The sequence below is a fragment of the Melghiribacillus thermohalophilus genome (assembly GCF_004342905.1).
Classification (GTDB): Bacteria; Bacillota; Bacilli; order Bacillales; family Alkalibacillaceae; genus Melghiribacillus; species Melghiribacillus thermohalophilus.
In genome coordinates this window covers 1-13,581 of record NZ_SMAN01000026.1, presented here as the reverse complement: position 1 = coordinate 13,581, position 13,581 = coordinate 1, and the positions used below count along the sequence as shown (strand labels likewise).

Sequence of the window (13,581 nt, the reverse complement as noted above, 5' to 3'; positions counted from 1 at the left end):
TTCAAGAGAAGAAATGGAAAATTGTGCGAAACATAGAACGAAAAGAGGGGAACCAGGTTTCCGGAAAGTCGGTGGATATCGGTTTGGTCAGAGTTGGAGGGAAGACTTTTTAAAAAAGTCACTCTGGAACCTGACATGTAACGTCCCCCTCCGAGCAGGGGAGGTAAGTATTTTCTTTCTTCTGTTTTCATTTCTTGAAACTTGTCAAATCAAACAGACACAATAGGCAATGTTCCAGGCCCCAGAGTGTGTGTAGCGGAGTCGATGTCGATATCAATTGCCTTTTTACAGGCCCAGAGGTTTATCTTCTCTTATTCCTCTCCTGTTCGACAATATCCGACGGGTGACAGGCACCAGGATGACACCGAGGAGGGCACCTGTAACGACGTCTGACGGGTAGTGATGTCCAACGTAGATGCGCGAGACGACAGCCAGCAGTCCGAGTATCACAACAGGAATTCGGAGTTTTGGCGCAAGGATCCAGAACAAGGTCATGAAAACCCCGGCTATTAAAGCCTGATCGCTTGGAAAGGACGGAGATGGTTCTTTCGGAATCAGGATATCAATATCATGTGCAATAAATGGTCTGGGCCGGTCCACCAGGGTACCGATGAGAAGGTTCAAAAGTAGACCGACAACCAGTGCTACGACTCCTGTCAGCCCCATTTTTCGGTATGCTGGGAAAAGAAATAGGCTTAAAACTGAAAGGATGAACAGAATATATCCATACTTAGACAGGAAGATCATCATTGAATCGATGTATGAAACTTTCCCGGATAATGAATGCAACAATTCAAAGATGAATAAATCCATTCGTCATTCACCTCCTTTTTTCTAAATACAAGATTACCATATTGATCTGTCTCTGAACGCAAAAATTGCGGTTGTACCTAACAGCGCATTTGTACTGCACGTATCCAGACCGTTTAAAGGAACATACGCATCCGTTCCCAAAAAAAATAGGCTTTTGCTGAAAGCAAAAGCCCTGGTAAAACTACCAAAGGAAGGGAGTATTTTTTGCCAAATTGAAAAAGAGGTAAAGAATAAGGGCAAAAAAAGATAAAAAACTTTCCAAATGTAGGTACAATTTTAGCACAGTGAACCATTGAAGTCAATTGAATATTCTAAATAATTTTTGCATGATTAACCTTTTCTCTATTTCGAAAATTTTCGATTCCTCATGCGATTTCGATTAAAAAACTCCATTGCTATAGATGCAATGGAGCTAATATGAATAATTATCCGTTTTTCATCTTTTTAAAGGCGAACTCAACAGCCTGAAGAGTTTGTTCAATATCTTCTTTTGTATGGGCAATCGTAACAAACCATGCTTCATATTTGGATGGAGCAAGATTGATCCCCCGATTCAGCATAAGTTTAAAGAACTTAGCGAACTGCTCTCCGTCAGTTGCTTCTGCCTGGGCATAGTTTTCCACTTTCTGATCAGTAAAATAGACAGTCAGTGCCCCTTTTAAACGATTAATGGTAACCGGGATTTCATATGTTTTTGCATGTGTTAAGATGCCATCCTCCAGCATGGCTCCCAGTTGATCCATATGCTCATAAACCCCGTCTTCCTGCAGTACTTCCAGACAGGCGATCCCTGCAGAAATAGAAGCGGGATTACCGGCCATCGTTCCCGCCTGATAGGCAGGGCCAAGCGGTGCTACCTGTTCCATAATCTCGGCACGTCCTCCATAAGCGCCGATCGGCAGGCCACCTCCAATAATTTTTCCCAGAGCTGTCATATCCGCCTGAATTCCGAGCAGTTCCTGTGCACTTCCATATGTAAATCGGAACGCTGTTATCACCTCATCAAAAATGAGAAGTGCTCCGGCTCCATGGGTCAGGGCTTTCACTGTTTCAAGGAAACCAGGTTTTGGTTCAACTATACCAAAATTACCTACAATTGGCTCAACCAGAACCGCAGCCACTTCCTCCCCCCAGCGTTCCAGTGCTTCTTTGAACGGTTCGACTTCATTAAAAGGAACCGTGATGACGTCCTGTGCAATCGATTGAGGAACGCCTGCTGAGTCAGGGGTACCCAGGGTGGAAGGGCCGGAACCTGCTGCTACAAGGACCAGGTCGGAGTGTCCGTGGTAACAGCCGGCAAACTTAATAATTTTTGTCCGATTTGTATATGCCCGGGCCACCCGAATTGTTGTCATGACTGCTTCAGTACCGGAATTTACAAAACGAACTTTTTCCATTGATGGAATGGCGTCTTTTAACATTTTCGCAAATGTATTTTCAAGGGGAGTAGGAGTTCCGTACAGTGTCCCGTTCCGGGCTGCCTTTGTAATGGCTTCGGTGATATGCGGGTGGGCATGCCCGGTAATAATCGGTCCGTATGCTCCGAGGTAATCGATATATTTGTTGCCATCTACATCCCAGAAATAAGCTCCCTTCGCTTTTTCCATAAAAACAGGAGCTCCCCCGCCAACTGCTTTATAGGATCTTGATGGAGAATTCACTCCGCCTACAATATGTTCAAGAGCTTCTTGATAGAGCTGTTCAGATCTGGATAACTTCATGTATTTCCCTCCAATGTCTGTTCATCAATGGTTATTGTAGCATATAACATACATGAATCAATTGTACAGTGGCTTAGTTATGGATCCTCAGGATGGTTTTACAACATATATGGTAATATCTCACCAGTTTGGTATAGTGATATAAAAAAGAAAGGATGATGGGCATGCCATACGTAAATATCCGGATTACGCGAGAACATGGCGGAATTACAGCAGAACAAAAGAAGCAGCTCATTGAAGGAGCAACAAGCTTATTAAAAGACGTCCTTGGCAAAAATCCGCAAACTACCTTTGTAATCATTGATGAAGTGGAGACCGATAACTGGGGAATTGCAGGGGAAAGTGTAACGGAACGAAGAAAGCAGGGAGAGTAAAGGCAGTGACAAAGCATCTGTTTTGAAGGAGGAAAATAGATGCCCGAAATGGTATCTGTACAACATGTTTAACGAAACGTCAGAAGAGCTTTTTATTGCGGAAACTACTGAAATTAAAGGCAGAACTTCCATCAAAAAGGGAAGTTCTGCCTGGCTATCTGGTCACCATTAAATTTTTTCAGAGCTTTTCCTAAAAAGGTTCCTTTTCTCTTATAGCGCGCGTTTCAGTTTTGATACATATATATTTCTTACAATAAAGAAGTTTATCAGATGTACTCCTAAAAATCCGCCGAAAATGATGAAAGCCGGTAATAGTACGGATGCACTTAATATATTTTGTAAGGCTTTGAACGCAAAGCTGGAATGAAGAACAGCGATAAGCATAGGCAAGAAAAAGAGAAAACTGAGCTCCCGAGTAGCAATGTTTTTCATCTCTTTTTTTGTCAAGCCGATCCGGTAAAGGGAGCGGTAATGATTTAAATCGTAATCGATATCCTGATACATCCGGAAATAGAGAATCGAACCGGCAGCAAGGAAAAACAGTACGCTGATAAATATGCCAAAATATAATGAGATTCCGAATCCCTGTTTTAACCCAGTGTATAATTCTGCTCGATTTTCGGTAAATATATCATCTTTCACTTTTAAATGCCTCAAGTTGTGCTCTTGAAGAGCTACTTGAATCTCATCGGTTTTGGATGTCCAGCCATCAATCTCGATGGCGTGCAGGTGGACGGTTTGCTCTGGATCACTCACTCTGGCGTATGCTTCATAAAATTGATCCGGCAGGACGATCAAATACGATTGAAAGTAGCGGGAATTAAAGGCATTGTTCCGAACTTTTTTTACAGCAAAAGTATGTTCCTCGTTTTGAATTGATACGGTTAATGAACCTGGAACCTGGTCTTCCCGATGATCATTTGGAAATAACAAAATCGCTGCTTCATTTTCCTTCAACTTGAGTTTTTCGAGACCACTCATTGTTTGATAGATGTGAAAATCTGAAAGGGATAAAAATCGAACGGAACCGTCCAATTCCGGGATTTCTCCTTTAACTAATTGTGAGTAATGAGCGGAATAATGGATGTCGTTCCGTTTTAGTTCCTGCGAGACTAACCGGGCTTTTTCCTCCACAGTCTCTCGATTGCCGATTCCTGAGAAGGAAAGGGTATTCGGAGTATATTTTTTGGCTTCTTCTTCCAGACCATAAAAAGCACCAAACAGTACACCGGATGAAGTGAATGCAACCGCACTTAAAATCGCTACAAAGAATAATATCCTGGAATTGTCCCTGAGTTTAAATATTAGATCCGAAATAGTAAGCAAATGGGTCCCTTTGTAGTACAATGATTTGCGTTTTTGCAGCAAGGAAGTCAGTGCAACAGAAAGCTGGGTGAACAGGAAATAGCTTCCCGGAACCACCAGCGCCAGAATCGGAAGCATCCGCGGGATGATCGAAATTAAATCAGCTGTCCAGGCAAGATAGTAACCATAGCCGATGAGCAACAGGGAAAGGATACTCAAAATCCAGGAAAATTTCGGCTTTTTCTTCGGTGATCTGGCTCCTCTGAATAATTCCATAATCGTTTTAGTACGAATGGAAAACAGGACAAAAATGGAGTTAAGTTCAAACATGATAAAGTAAGCACCTGCAGTAATCCCTATAGCTAACGGCGATATATAATAGGAGAGGGGGTCTCCGAGCTCAAGAATATTGGTCAATGTCAATAGAAATAGTTTAGAAAAGATAGCCCCCATTGCGAGACCTAAAATAATCGATAAAATGCCGATCAGACTGTTTTCCATCATGATGAGGCGGTTAAGCTGACTTCTCGATATTCCAAGCGTGCTCAGCAGACCGAATTCTTTTTTTCTCGATTTAACAAATGTACTATTGGAGTACAATACAAATAAAAACGAAAAGACAAAAATAATGATCTCTGCTGCCATAATGCTTCGTCTGACTGATTCTCTGAACTCAGTCTCCATGACCTCGGGGTGAAATACAAGAACAGCATACATAAAGAAAATGGTCACGGAAAACATGCAACTTAGAAAATAAGTGATGTATTGACGGGCGTTCCGTTTGACATTATTAAACGCGAACTGTCTGAAAGTCATCCGTATTCCCTCCAAGAATGGACATGACGTTCAGGATATCCTGAAAGAAGCTTTGACGATTGTCACCCCGGTAAATTTCAGTATAAATACGCCCGTCCTTAATAAATACAATTCGTTCACAAAAGCTTGCTGCAAATGGATCGTGGGTCACCATTAAAATCGTTGCTTCCTGCTCCTCGTGCAGCATTTGAAAAGATTCCATCACCTGTTCTGATGATCTTGAATCTAGATTTCCCGTTGGTTCATCGGCAAAAATAATAGAAGGATCATGGATGATTGCACGGGCAATGGCTGCTCGCTGCATCTGTCCTCCTGAAACTTCATAAGTCCTTTTCTTTAAAATGGACTCGATTTCCAGCTTCCTGGATACATCCATGAGCCTTTTCTCCATATCTCGAATTTTTTGATGGTCAAGGGTCATGGGCAAAAGAATGTTTTCTTCAATAGTCAGTGTATCGAGCAGATTAAAATCTTGAAAAACAAACCCCATTTCCCTCCGGCGGAATTTGGCCAGTTTTCCGTCTGTCATACTCGAGATCTGCTTTCCATTAATTTCTACAGAACCGGAAGTGGGAGAATCGATAGTGGACAACAGATGGAGCAATGTCGTCTTTCCACTTCCGGATGGTCCCATTACTCCGATAAACTCCCCTTTTTTCACGGTTAAGCTGATGTTGTCTATTGCTTTAACCTGCAAACTGGAACGCTTTCCGTAAATTTTGGACAGGTTTTCTGCTTTCAGTACATTCATGGTCATCCTCCTTTTTCATTTGAATGTGGTGCTATCTACGACCATTGTAAGGGGAGTCAGGTAATTTTCATATTGATGATTCTTTCAATTCAGTCCAGTTGTCTTACATTTTTGTCACATTCGGAAAGTTGATGGTTACCGTTGTTCCTTCTCCATATTGTGAGGAAATCGAAATTTCATGTCCAATTTCCTCACAAATCTGTCTGGCAAGATATAGTCCCATACCGGTTGATTCCCGAAATTTTCGCCCGTTTTCACCAGTGAAAAAAGGGTCAAACACCCGGGGGAGATCCTTTTCAGGTATGCCGATTCCCGAATCTTTAATGGAAAGCTTCAATGTTCCATCCTCAAAAATGGTACTGTATATAATCTTGTTTCCTGACCCGGTGGAATATTTTATGGCATTGGCCGTCACCTGTCCCATAATAAACGAAAACCATTTCGGATCCGTATCTATCCACAATTGTTCAGGGACGTTCAGTTCAGGGAAAACCCGGTTTCGGATAAAGGCAGATTTGTAAGTCTGAATCATTTCGGTTAGGATACCTTTCAAATGAACTTTTTTAACATGAAAATCTCTGTTGAAACTGTCCAGTCTGGCATAGTGCAGAGAAAGCTCAAGCCCTTCCCACATTTTTTCCAGTTCTTCCATACAGTCATCATAGACCGAAGGAGACATTCGGCTTTTTTCTTTCTGCAATGTCAGCTTTAATACAGATAATGGGGTTTTCATCTGATGGACCCACTGCTGAACAAAGGTAAGATGCTGTTGGTGATGATGATGAACCTTTTTTAATTCTGTCTCATAACGCCGATGCTGTGTTTCGAATGCTTTTTTTACAGATGAAAGCAATTGCATACCTGAATCAGGAATCCACATTTCATCATCAGGAGATGTTGTATCAACGTCTATGGCTAATTCATAAAAAGGTTTTACTTTTCTGTATTGAATAGATAAAAAGATGATCAGAAAGATAGTGGGAACACCAAGCATATAGAGCATGTTTCCCAGGGGATTTTCGATGTCATAAATATTAAAGATTAATAAGGCTGTTACAGTGATAAATATAATCTGGGAGTAAAAAAAGAGAATAAATGGGAGCATATCTTTAAGGAAATGCTTCATAATCGATCCCCCCAGGTCACTTTCATTTTGTATCCTGCTCCTCTGACAGTTTGTATAGCATTCTCTATCCCGAGTTCCTGAAGTTTTTTTCGAAGTCGCGTAATGTTTACCGAAAGGGTGTTGTCGTCCACGAAATGTTGATCATCCCATAACAGCTCGAGCAAATGTTCTCTGGTCAGCACTTGATTGACATGCTGCATCAATTCTTTGAGGAGCAAAAATTCTTTTTTAGTCAGGGCTAGACGTTTGTTGTTCAGTTCCATTTCCATCGCCTCAAGATCGATCATAAAACCATATATATCGAGTATGCGGGGCTGTTTTTCTGTTGCATATTCTCCATAGGTTCTTCGCATCATCCCTCGGATTTTGGCCATAAGAACATCGTAGTTAAACGGTTTCGTAATGTAATCATCTCCCCCATTTTCAATGGCCATCACCTGATCCATTTCCCCGCTTCGGGCAGATATAAAAATGATCGGGCAGTTTGAAATGGTCCGGAACTGACGGCACCAGTAAAAACCGTCATAGCGCGGCAGATGAATATCCAGTAAGACCAGGTGGGGGTTGGTCTGCTCAAACTCCTGTTTAATATTGTAGAAATCGCTGGCGGTGAAAACGTCATAATCATATTTTTCAATATGTTCTTTCAGTAAGGAAGCCAGTTTCGGGTCATCTTCAACAATATAGATCTTTTTTTTCATGGACGGGTACTCCTTTACATACAAATGATATGACTTCATTCATATGGTAATCGATGGTCTGGAAAAATAACAGACCTTATTGTCATATCACAGTATATCATGTCGGTGGAAAAGATCATCGATGCAGGGGCTGGGGAAGTTCAGCGGAAGGAAATGATGTGAGGGAAAAGATATGTTTCCCCGAAACGTAAACGGACGAGCATGTTTGAGACATGCCTGGCATATGTATGATTATAAAGGATTTATTTCACACAAAAGGTGAGCCTGAACATGGTATATGCTGTTTCAATTATCATCATCTATATCATGGTGCAAAGCATCTATACATATCTTTTGAACAGAGAAGAAATTAGAGGTACCTTTTCCCTTGACCATTTCTGCGTATTGATTCACATCTATTTTATTGTTATGATCGGCTTTGGACTTCTGTATTTTTTGTTGTCTCAGAAGGGAATTGTATTGCTGGATGGAAGGCATTTGCAGGATCTTCCCCAGCTTCAACGCCTGGGAATAGCCATTTACTTCAGCGGAGTCACATTAATGACTGTAGGATATGGGGATATCACGCCGATTGGAATAGGCAAAGCCATTGCACTCATTGAGGCCATGATCGGCTATTTGCTCCCGGCCGCATTTTTTGTACAGGTGATGAAGGGAGTAAAAGGGAAATCTTAGGTGGGGTCTGATTCAAATCAGAAAAAACAATGCGATACCCTGAACTTTATGAGCTCTCATTGTTGGGATGAAGTTTTAATCTTGGGGGACGATAAAAATGCTCAACCGTATTGACCCTGCTGCTAGACTTCCTTCAGGGTCAGGGGGGTTCATTCTCCGTGAACTCAATGACTTTCAGCCTGCAGAATGAACCTGATATATAAAGGAAAGGATGATATAAGCCCCCATTGTTAATAACGACCGGTGGACCTGTAAAGCAACCGGGAAATGTCTGATACATTGATTTGAATCCCTGGCTAATTTTCGTTAATCTTAAATAAAGTCGTTTTACATAGGATAGGAGGCGATGATATGTCGATTGAAGTGGGGAAACCTGCCCCGGATTTTGAACTTATGGCCAGTAATGGAGAAAAAGTGAAGCTGTCTGATTTTCGAGGAAAACATGTGGTTCTCTATTTTTATCCAAAAGATATGACCCCGGGATGTACAACAGAAGCAAAGGACTTCAGGGACCACCACGAAAGTTTCGCTGATTTAGATGCGATTATTATCGGTGTAAGCCCTGACCCGGTGGAACGTCATCAAACATTTATTGAAAAATATGACCTCCCTTTTCTTCTGCTGGCTGATGAAGATCATAAAGTTGCGGACTTGTATGGAGTGTGGAAATTAAAGAAAAACTTCGGAAAAGAGTACATGGGGATTGAACGTTCAACTTTCGTCATTGATAAAGAAGGAAAACTTGTCAAGGAATGGCGCAAAGTGCGTGTCAAAGGCCATGTGGAGGAAGCCCTTCAGTTTATTCGGGAGGAATTATGAGAAAACAAGCAGTTTAATATAAAGATAAATATCCGACTCAAGTCTCAGACAAAATCCGACTAATGTGCCAGGCCAGGTATTTCCAGGGCATGTATAATGGCACTAGAACAATGAACTTCTAATGGGAAATGGAAACCTCCATTAGAATGATAGTTGTTCTACCCCTTGCTTAAGCCAGATACGATTGGGAAAAGCCGTAAATTTCAGGGAATCAGTCCCCGGGATTTGCGGCTTTTCTTTTATGTGGGTTACTGCCAGGCAAGTAGAGGTGCAAGATGACGAAAAATCAGGTATTCTGTATGTAGTATTTTATTTTGGAGGAATATATTTATGCTGGTGATCACTTCCTGCAACATAAAAGAAAATCTAAAGGAGAAACTGATTCGTCAATACCCCGAAGCCACTTTCCGTTTTTATAATAATATTCATGAGGCAGAAAAAGATTTGCCGGAAGCGGAAATTCTTCTGACCTATGGGGAGGATTTGACAGACGAGCATATTGAACTGGCCAACCGTTTGAAATGGATCATGGTTTTGTCAGCGGGGGTTGAGCGGATGCCTTTTCAAATAATAAAAGAGAAGAATATTATGGTTACCAATTCCCGGGGAATCCATAAAACGCCAATGGCCGAATACGTCATTTCTATGCTTTTGCAAGTATCTAGAAAGGCGAAACAGTTATTTTTAAATGAACAGGCCCATCAGTGGGACCGCCGTGTTACAATGGAAGAAATAACAGGAAAAACCATGCTGATAGCAGGTAGCGGGGCCATCGGACAGGAAGTGGCCCGGGTCGCAAAAGCTTTCCGAATGAAAACCATCGGCGTATCCCGCAGCGGAAAGCCAGTTCCTCATTTTGATGAAGTGCATCAAAAAGATGACTTCATGGCGCTCTTGCCTGAAGCTGATTTTGTCATCTCCATTCTTCCCAGTACACGTGAGACGCACAGGTTTTTCAGAAAGGTACATTTTCGGGCCATGAAAAAAGAGGCGATTTTTTGAATATGGGAAGAGGAGACACGGTATGTGAAAAGGAATTGCTGGAAGCCCTCCGTGATCATGAAATATCCCATGCTGTATTAGATGTGTTTGAACAGGAACCACTTCCGGAGAACCATCCGTTCTGGGAAATGGAAAATGTGACGGTAACCCCGCACTTATCCGGGGTCTCACCTGAGTATCAGCCAAGGGCGATTGACATATTTGAACAAAATCTGAATGCCTATATGAAGGGAAAAAATCATTTGATCAATTTACTGGATCCTGACAGGGGGTATTAATATGAGGATTTATACACGTTCCGGAGACAAAGGGACAACTTCATTAATTTACGGGGATCGCGTTGCCAAAAACCATGCCCGTGTTGAAGCCTACGGAACCTGTGATGAGGCAAATTCCATGATCGGTCTTGCGCTCAGTCATATTGAAAAGGAAGATTGGGAAACGAAAGAAGAGTTTCTGGAAATACTGAGAAAGGTACAGACGATTTTATTTCATGTTGGCGCCGAGCTGGCAACACCAAAGGGAAAAGATGTTACCTGGGAGTTAAAGGAAGAGCATGTAAAAGAATTAGAAAAGCACATCGACGAGTGGGATCAGCATCTTCCTGTATTGAAAAATTTTATTTTGCCATCCGGACACGAAGGAGCATCATGTCTTCATGTCGCGCGTACAATCGTAAGGAGGGCGGAACGAACGGCGGTTTCCCTGGGCGAAGAGCTTGCGAATCCCCGCGTCATATCTTATTTAAATCGTCTCTCTGATTTTCTGTTCGTAGCAGCCAGATACGTTAATCAGCAGCTCGGCGGGAAAGAAATCCCTTTAAAAACAGATATTTAACAGACACCATAATTGACAAACACAATTTTAACAAGGTAAACTGATTATAAATATTCTTATTTAATAATATCATATTTAAAGATCATGTTTTGAAAGCGAGGTGCATGACGGTGTCTGACAGCAGACTGCAAGAAGCACTGAATACCCTGAAAGAATCGGGTGTCCGGATCACCCCTCAGCGTCATGCAGTGCTGGAATATTTGATCAAATCAATGTCACATCCTACTGCTGATGAAATATATAAAGCTCTTGAAGGGAAATTCCCCAATATGAGTGTAGCAACTGTCTATAATAATTTGCGAGTGTTTCGCGATATCGGACTGGTTCGGGAATTGACCTACGGTGATTCATCCAGCCGTTTTGACTGCAACACCGAAAATCATTACCATATTATTTGTGAAAAGTGCGGCAAAATCGTGGATTTTCATTATCCGAGCCTTGATGAAGTTGAATCATTGGCAGAACAGGTGACTGGATTTGATGTAACCCATCACCGTATGGAAGTTTACGGGATTTGTGAAGATTGCAAAAAGAAGGAACAGCATTAAAAAACTGATAGCCTGTGATCAGGCTCTCAGTTTTTTTATGTTTAAAAATGAAAAAAGATAATTAGGTTTTGACCCCTTTTGTTGGAATAAAAAAACGGTAGACAATTCTAAAAGAAACCGCCATACTTAACAGCAGGGCGGTTTTTGATTTGATTCGGAACAGTGGATGTGGATCGCTTTGTATTGGTCGAGTGGCGCCCCTGTTCCCCTGCGCTGCTTCGGTGAACCGGAGACGCGGGCAGCAAGGGTGACCTCAAGCAGTCTTCGGGACAGAACAAAGCGCTTTAGGCTTTTCTTCTTGCTTTTGAACTATTCCTTTTGATATTTTTTCAAGTTATATTTTTCATCGAATTCTTTGCCTTCCAGGCTTTTATCCAGGGTCAGGGGCTGTTTGCAGTGCATACATGCGTCTACTCTCCCGAGCATTTTGGTTTCCTTATGACAGGAAGGGCAGGTCACCACTACAGCTTTTGTCGAAAGCATGCCAATCCAGAAATATACAATGGTACTGAAGATGATGGATAATACTCCCAGAATCATAAACGTAATCATGATCCATTCCTGCTCTTTAAAATAAAGGCCAATATACATCAGAATCATACCTGCAAAAATCAGCCCTAATGCAAACCCGCGAATTTTATTTATTTTGCTCTTATATTTTAATTCCATAAAAAATCCTCCTTTAATCGCTCCATTAGAAGTATAGCATAATTATAAAAAGATTCGGGGGATTTAAAAAAGGATTTTGAATGATTCCTGTAGAAGTTCATGACTATTACATATATGGAGGAATTCTTATGGAGAATCTGCTTCGTCCCATTTACCAGGAAAGAGCAAGCCATTCAAATACACTGGGGATTTTAATGGTAGAAAAAGAACACCCTGTAAGTCCAGTGACCGATAATTTTGACGTGATTTTGTTCATTATTGTTCGCAATGCGGAAGAAGCGTGGTATGTCAAACATTATGAGTACGAAAACAAAAAAGCCGCCATGCATATCGTTGATGAAAGGTTATTGAACAACTGGATTGAGACAAGCGGTTACCGAAAAGTGGTCCAGTGGATCATCGAAGGAAAAATCCTGTTTGACCGAAATGAATATGTATCTGAGCTGAAAGAACGACTGTATAATTTCCCTGAAGAAAACAGGGATTTAAGAAAAGCAATTGAATTCGCCAAATTAATCCGTGCTTATCGGGAATGCAAAAATTTTTATTCATCTGGACAGCATTTAGATGCCTACAGTATGATGGTCCGTTCATTGCACTATCTCGCCCGCCTGTCCGTCATCGAGAAGGGATTTTATCCAGAAATAACGGTATGGAATCAGGTGAAAAAAATCGAGCCGGAGATTTATAAATTATATGAGGAATTTACTCAGAGCACAGAACCGACGGATAAAAAGGTGCAGCTCATGCTGCTTGCCAGTGAATATGCGATCAATTCCCGGGCTGAAAAAAGCACCCGGCACCTGTTAAAAATCATGCAAACCAAACATACCCCATGGTCTTTTGGTGACCTGAAAGTTCATCCAGAAATTGATAAGTATGCTCTAGACCTTGGTGCGTTGCTTGAATACCTTGTTGAACGCAATATAGTGAAGGTCGTCAAAGAAGAAACGAAGGGGAAATATATCTATCATAGAAAATATAAAATATAAACTATAATATGATGGGCAGAAAGAAGTTCTGCTGGTTATACAACTCACAAGTTTGAAACCCTGTTCCTGCAGGGTGCCTCCAATGCTTACAGATGAACATGAACTCAAAATGATGCATATATTGGTGGATGGATGGGACGACACAAGGCTGCCGAACTATACCTTGATTATTTTTTAAAAAAAGTGTTGACGGAATAAATTATGCATGGTATATTATTATTCGTCGCTAAAAAGAGCGGCAGCTTAAATTGAGTGTTGTTTTAAATGGCAAAGGGTTATTGACAAACCTTTTTAGCCGTGTTATCTTATAAAAGTCGCTGTTTTGAAGCGAACACCTTTCGAACCTTGAAAACTGAACAAAACAACTTGTAACGCCAGAAGCGAGAATCAAATGATTCAAACGATTTTTTGGAGAGTTTGATCCTGGCTCAG

General features: G+C 41.4%; 13 protein-coding genes and 1 pseudogene. 7 read left to right on the top strand and 7 right to left on the bottom strand.

What is annotated here, in order from left to right:
• Positions 1-285 precede the first annotated feature (285 nt).
• Complete coding sequence (locus EDD68_RS13720) at positions 286-813, bottom strand: phosphatase PAP2 family protein (protein ID WP_132372865.1); 528 nt, start codon at positions 811-813, stop codon at positions 286-288.
• Positions 814-1,238: 425 nt separating this feature from the next.
• Positions 1,239-2,534, bottom strand: coding sequence for a glutamate-1-semialdehyde 2,1-aminomutase (locus EDD68_RS13715; RefSeq protein ID WP_132372864.1), 1,296 nt, complete (start codon positions 2,532-2,534; stop codon positions 1,239-1,241).
• Between the two features lie 164 nt (positions 2,535-2,698).
• Between EDD68_RS13715 and EDD68_RS13710 the strand changes: the two genes are divergently transcribed.
• Positions 2,699-2,908 (top strand): 2-hydroxymuconate tautomerase family protein, encoded by a 210-nt coding sequence (locus tag EDD68_RS13710; protein ID WP_132372885.1) that lies wholly within the window; start codon positions 2,699-2,701, stop codon positions 2,906-2,908.
• A 210-nt stretch (positions 2,909-3,118) separates the two neighbouring features.
• Here EDD68_RS13710 and EDD68_RS13705 read toward each other — a convergent pair whose 3' ends face one another.
• From EDD68_RS13705 to EDD68_RS13690, 4 genes are all read right to left on the bottom strand, one after another.
• A complete protein-coding gene (locus EDD68_RS13705) occupies positions 3,119-5,029 on the bottom strand; it encodes an ABC transporter permease (protein WP_132372863.1) in 1,911 nt (636 codons plus the stop codon).
• Positions 5,004-5,780, bottom strand: a complete 777-nt coding sequence (locus EDD68_RS13700; RefSeq protein ID WP_132372862.1) for an ABC transporter ATP-binding protein — start codon at positions 5,778-5,780, stop codon at positions 5,004-5,006. The genes EDD68_RS13705 and EDD68_RS13700 overlap by 26 nt, the downstream gene beginning before the upstream one ends.
• 103 nt (positions 5,781-5,883) lie before the next feature.
• On the bottom strand, positions 5,884-6,906 hold the full coding sequence (locus EDD68_RS13695; RefSeq protein WP_132372861.1) for a sensor histidine kinase: 1,023 nt from the start codon (positions 6,904-6,906) through the stop codon (positions 5,884-5,886).
• Positions 6,903-7,607, bottom strand: a complete 705-nt coding sequence (locus EDD68_RS13690) for a response regulator transcription factor (protein ID WP_132372860.1) — start codon at positions 7,605-7,607, stop codon at positions 6,903-6,905. The genes EDD68_RS13695 and EDD68_RS13690 overlap by 4 nt, the downstream gene beginning before the upstream one ends.
• 270 nt (positions 7,608-7,877) lie before the next feature.
• Between EDD68_RS13690 and EDD68_RS13685 the strand changes: the two genes are divergently transcribed.
• The 5 genes and pseudogenes from EDD68_RS13685 to perR all read left to right on the top strand — a co-directional run bounded on the left by EDD68_RS13685 (position 7,878) and on the right by perR (position 11,488).
• Complete coding sequence (locus EDD68_RS13685) at positions 7,878-8,282, top strand: potassium channel family protein (protein WP_132372859.1); 405 nt, start codon at positions 7,878-7,880, stop codon at positions 8,280-8,282.
• A 351-nt stretch (positions 8,283-8,633) separates the two neighbouring features.
• The gene (gene bcp / locus EDD68_RS13680; protein WP_132372858.1) at positions 8,634-9,101 is read left to right on the top strand and encodes a thioredoxin-dependent thiol peroxidase; all 468 of its coding nucleotides are present in this window, start codon (positions 8,634-8,636) and stop codon (positions 9,099-9,101) included.
• Positions 9,102-9,431: 330 nt separating this feature from the next.
• Positions 9,432-10,381, top strand: a pseudogene (locus EDD68_RS13675) (D-2-hydroxyacid dehydrogenase).
• 1 nt (position 10,382) lies between these two features.
• Positions 10,383-10,940 (top strand): cob(I)yrinic acid a,c-diamide adenosyltransferase, encoded by a 558-nt coding sequence (locus EDD68_RS13670; RefSeq protein WP_132372857.1) that lies wholly within the window; start codon positions 10,383-10,385, stop codon positions 10,938-10,940.
• Between the two features lie 104 nt (positions 10,941-11,044).
• Positions 11,045-11,488, top strand: coding sequence for a peroxide-responsive transcriptional repressor PerR (perR, locus tag EDD68_RS13665; protein WP_132372856.1), 444 nt, complete (start codon positions 11,045-11,047; stop codon positions 11,486-11,488).
• 309 nt (positions 11,489-11,797) lie between these two features.
• Here perR and EDD68_RS13660 read toward each other — a convergent pair whose 3' ends face one another.
• Positions 11,798-12,157 carry a YgzB family protein gene (locus EDD68_RS13660; RefSeq protein WP_132372855.1) on the bottom strand — a complete coding sequence of 120 codons (360 nt, stop codon included), beginning with the start codon at positions 12,155-12,157 and terminating at the stop codon, positions 11,798-11,800.
• Between the two features lie 128 nt (positions 12,158-12,285).
• Here EDD68_RS13660 and EDD68_RS13655 point away from each other — a divergent pair, with 128 nt between their 5' ends.
• A complete protein-coding gene (locus EDD68_RS13655) occupies positions 12,286-13,149 on the top strand; it encodes a nucleotidyltransferase-like protein (protein ID WP_132372854.1) in 864 nt (287 codons plus the stop codon).
• Positions 13,150-13,581: the final 432 nt, after the last annotated feature.

Coding starts and splice junctions, on each gene's coding strand:
- EDD68_RS13720 (WP_132372865.1), bottom strand. CDS start 813: ATGGATTTATTCATCTTTGAATTGTTGCATTCATTATCCGGGAAAGTT.
- EDD68_RS13715 (WP_132372864.1), bottom strand. CDS start 2,534: ATGAAGTTATCCAGATCTGAACAGCTCTATCAAGAAGCTCTTGAACAT.
- EDD68_RS13710 (WP_132372885.1), top strand. CDS start 2,699: ATGCCATACGTAAATATCCGGATTACGCGAGAACATGGCGGAATTACA.
- EDD68_RS13705 (WP_132372863.1), bottom strand. CDS start 5,029: ATGACTTTCAGACAGTTCGCGTTTAATAATGTCAAACGGAACGCCCGT.
- EDD68_RS13700 (WP_132372862.1), bottom strand. CDS start 5,780: ATGAATGTACTGAAAGCAGAAAACCTGTCCAAAATTTACGGAAAGCGT.
- EDD68_RS13695 (WP_132372861.1), bottom strand. CDS start 6,906: ATGAAGCATTTCCTTAAAGATATGCTCCCATTTATTCTCTTTTTTTAC.
- EDD68_RS13690 (WP_132372860.1), bottom strand. CDS start 7,607: ATGAAAAAAAAGATCTATATTGTTGAAGATGACCCGAAACTGGCTTCC.
- EDD68_RS13685 (WP_132372859.1), top strand. CDS start 7,878: ATGGTATATGCTGTTTCAATTATCATCATCTATATCATGGTGCAAAGC.
- bcp (WP_132372858.1), top strand. CDS start 8,634: ATGTCGATTGAAGTGGGGAAACCTGCCCCGGATTTTGAACTTATGGCC.
- EDD68_RS13670 (WP_132372857.1), top strand. CDS start 10,383: ATGAGGATTTATACACGTTCCGGAGACAAAGGGACAACTTCATTAATT.
- perR (WP_132372856.1), top strand. CDS start 11,045: ATGACGGTGTCTGACAGCAGACTGCAAGAAGCACTGAATACCCTGAAA.
- EDD68_RS13660 (WP_132372855.1), bottom strand. CDS start 12,157: ATGGAATTAAAATATAAGAGCAAAATAAATAAAATTCGCGGGTTTGCA.
- EDD68_RS13655 (WP_132372854.1), top strand. CDS start 12,286: ATGGAGAATCTGCTTCGTCCCATTTACCAGGAAAGAGCAAGCCATTCA.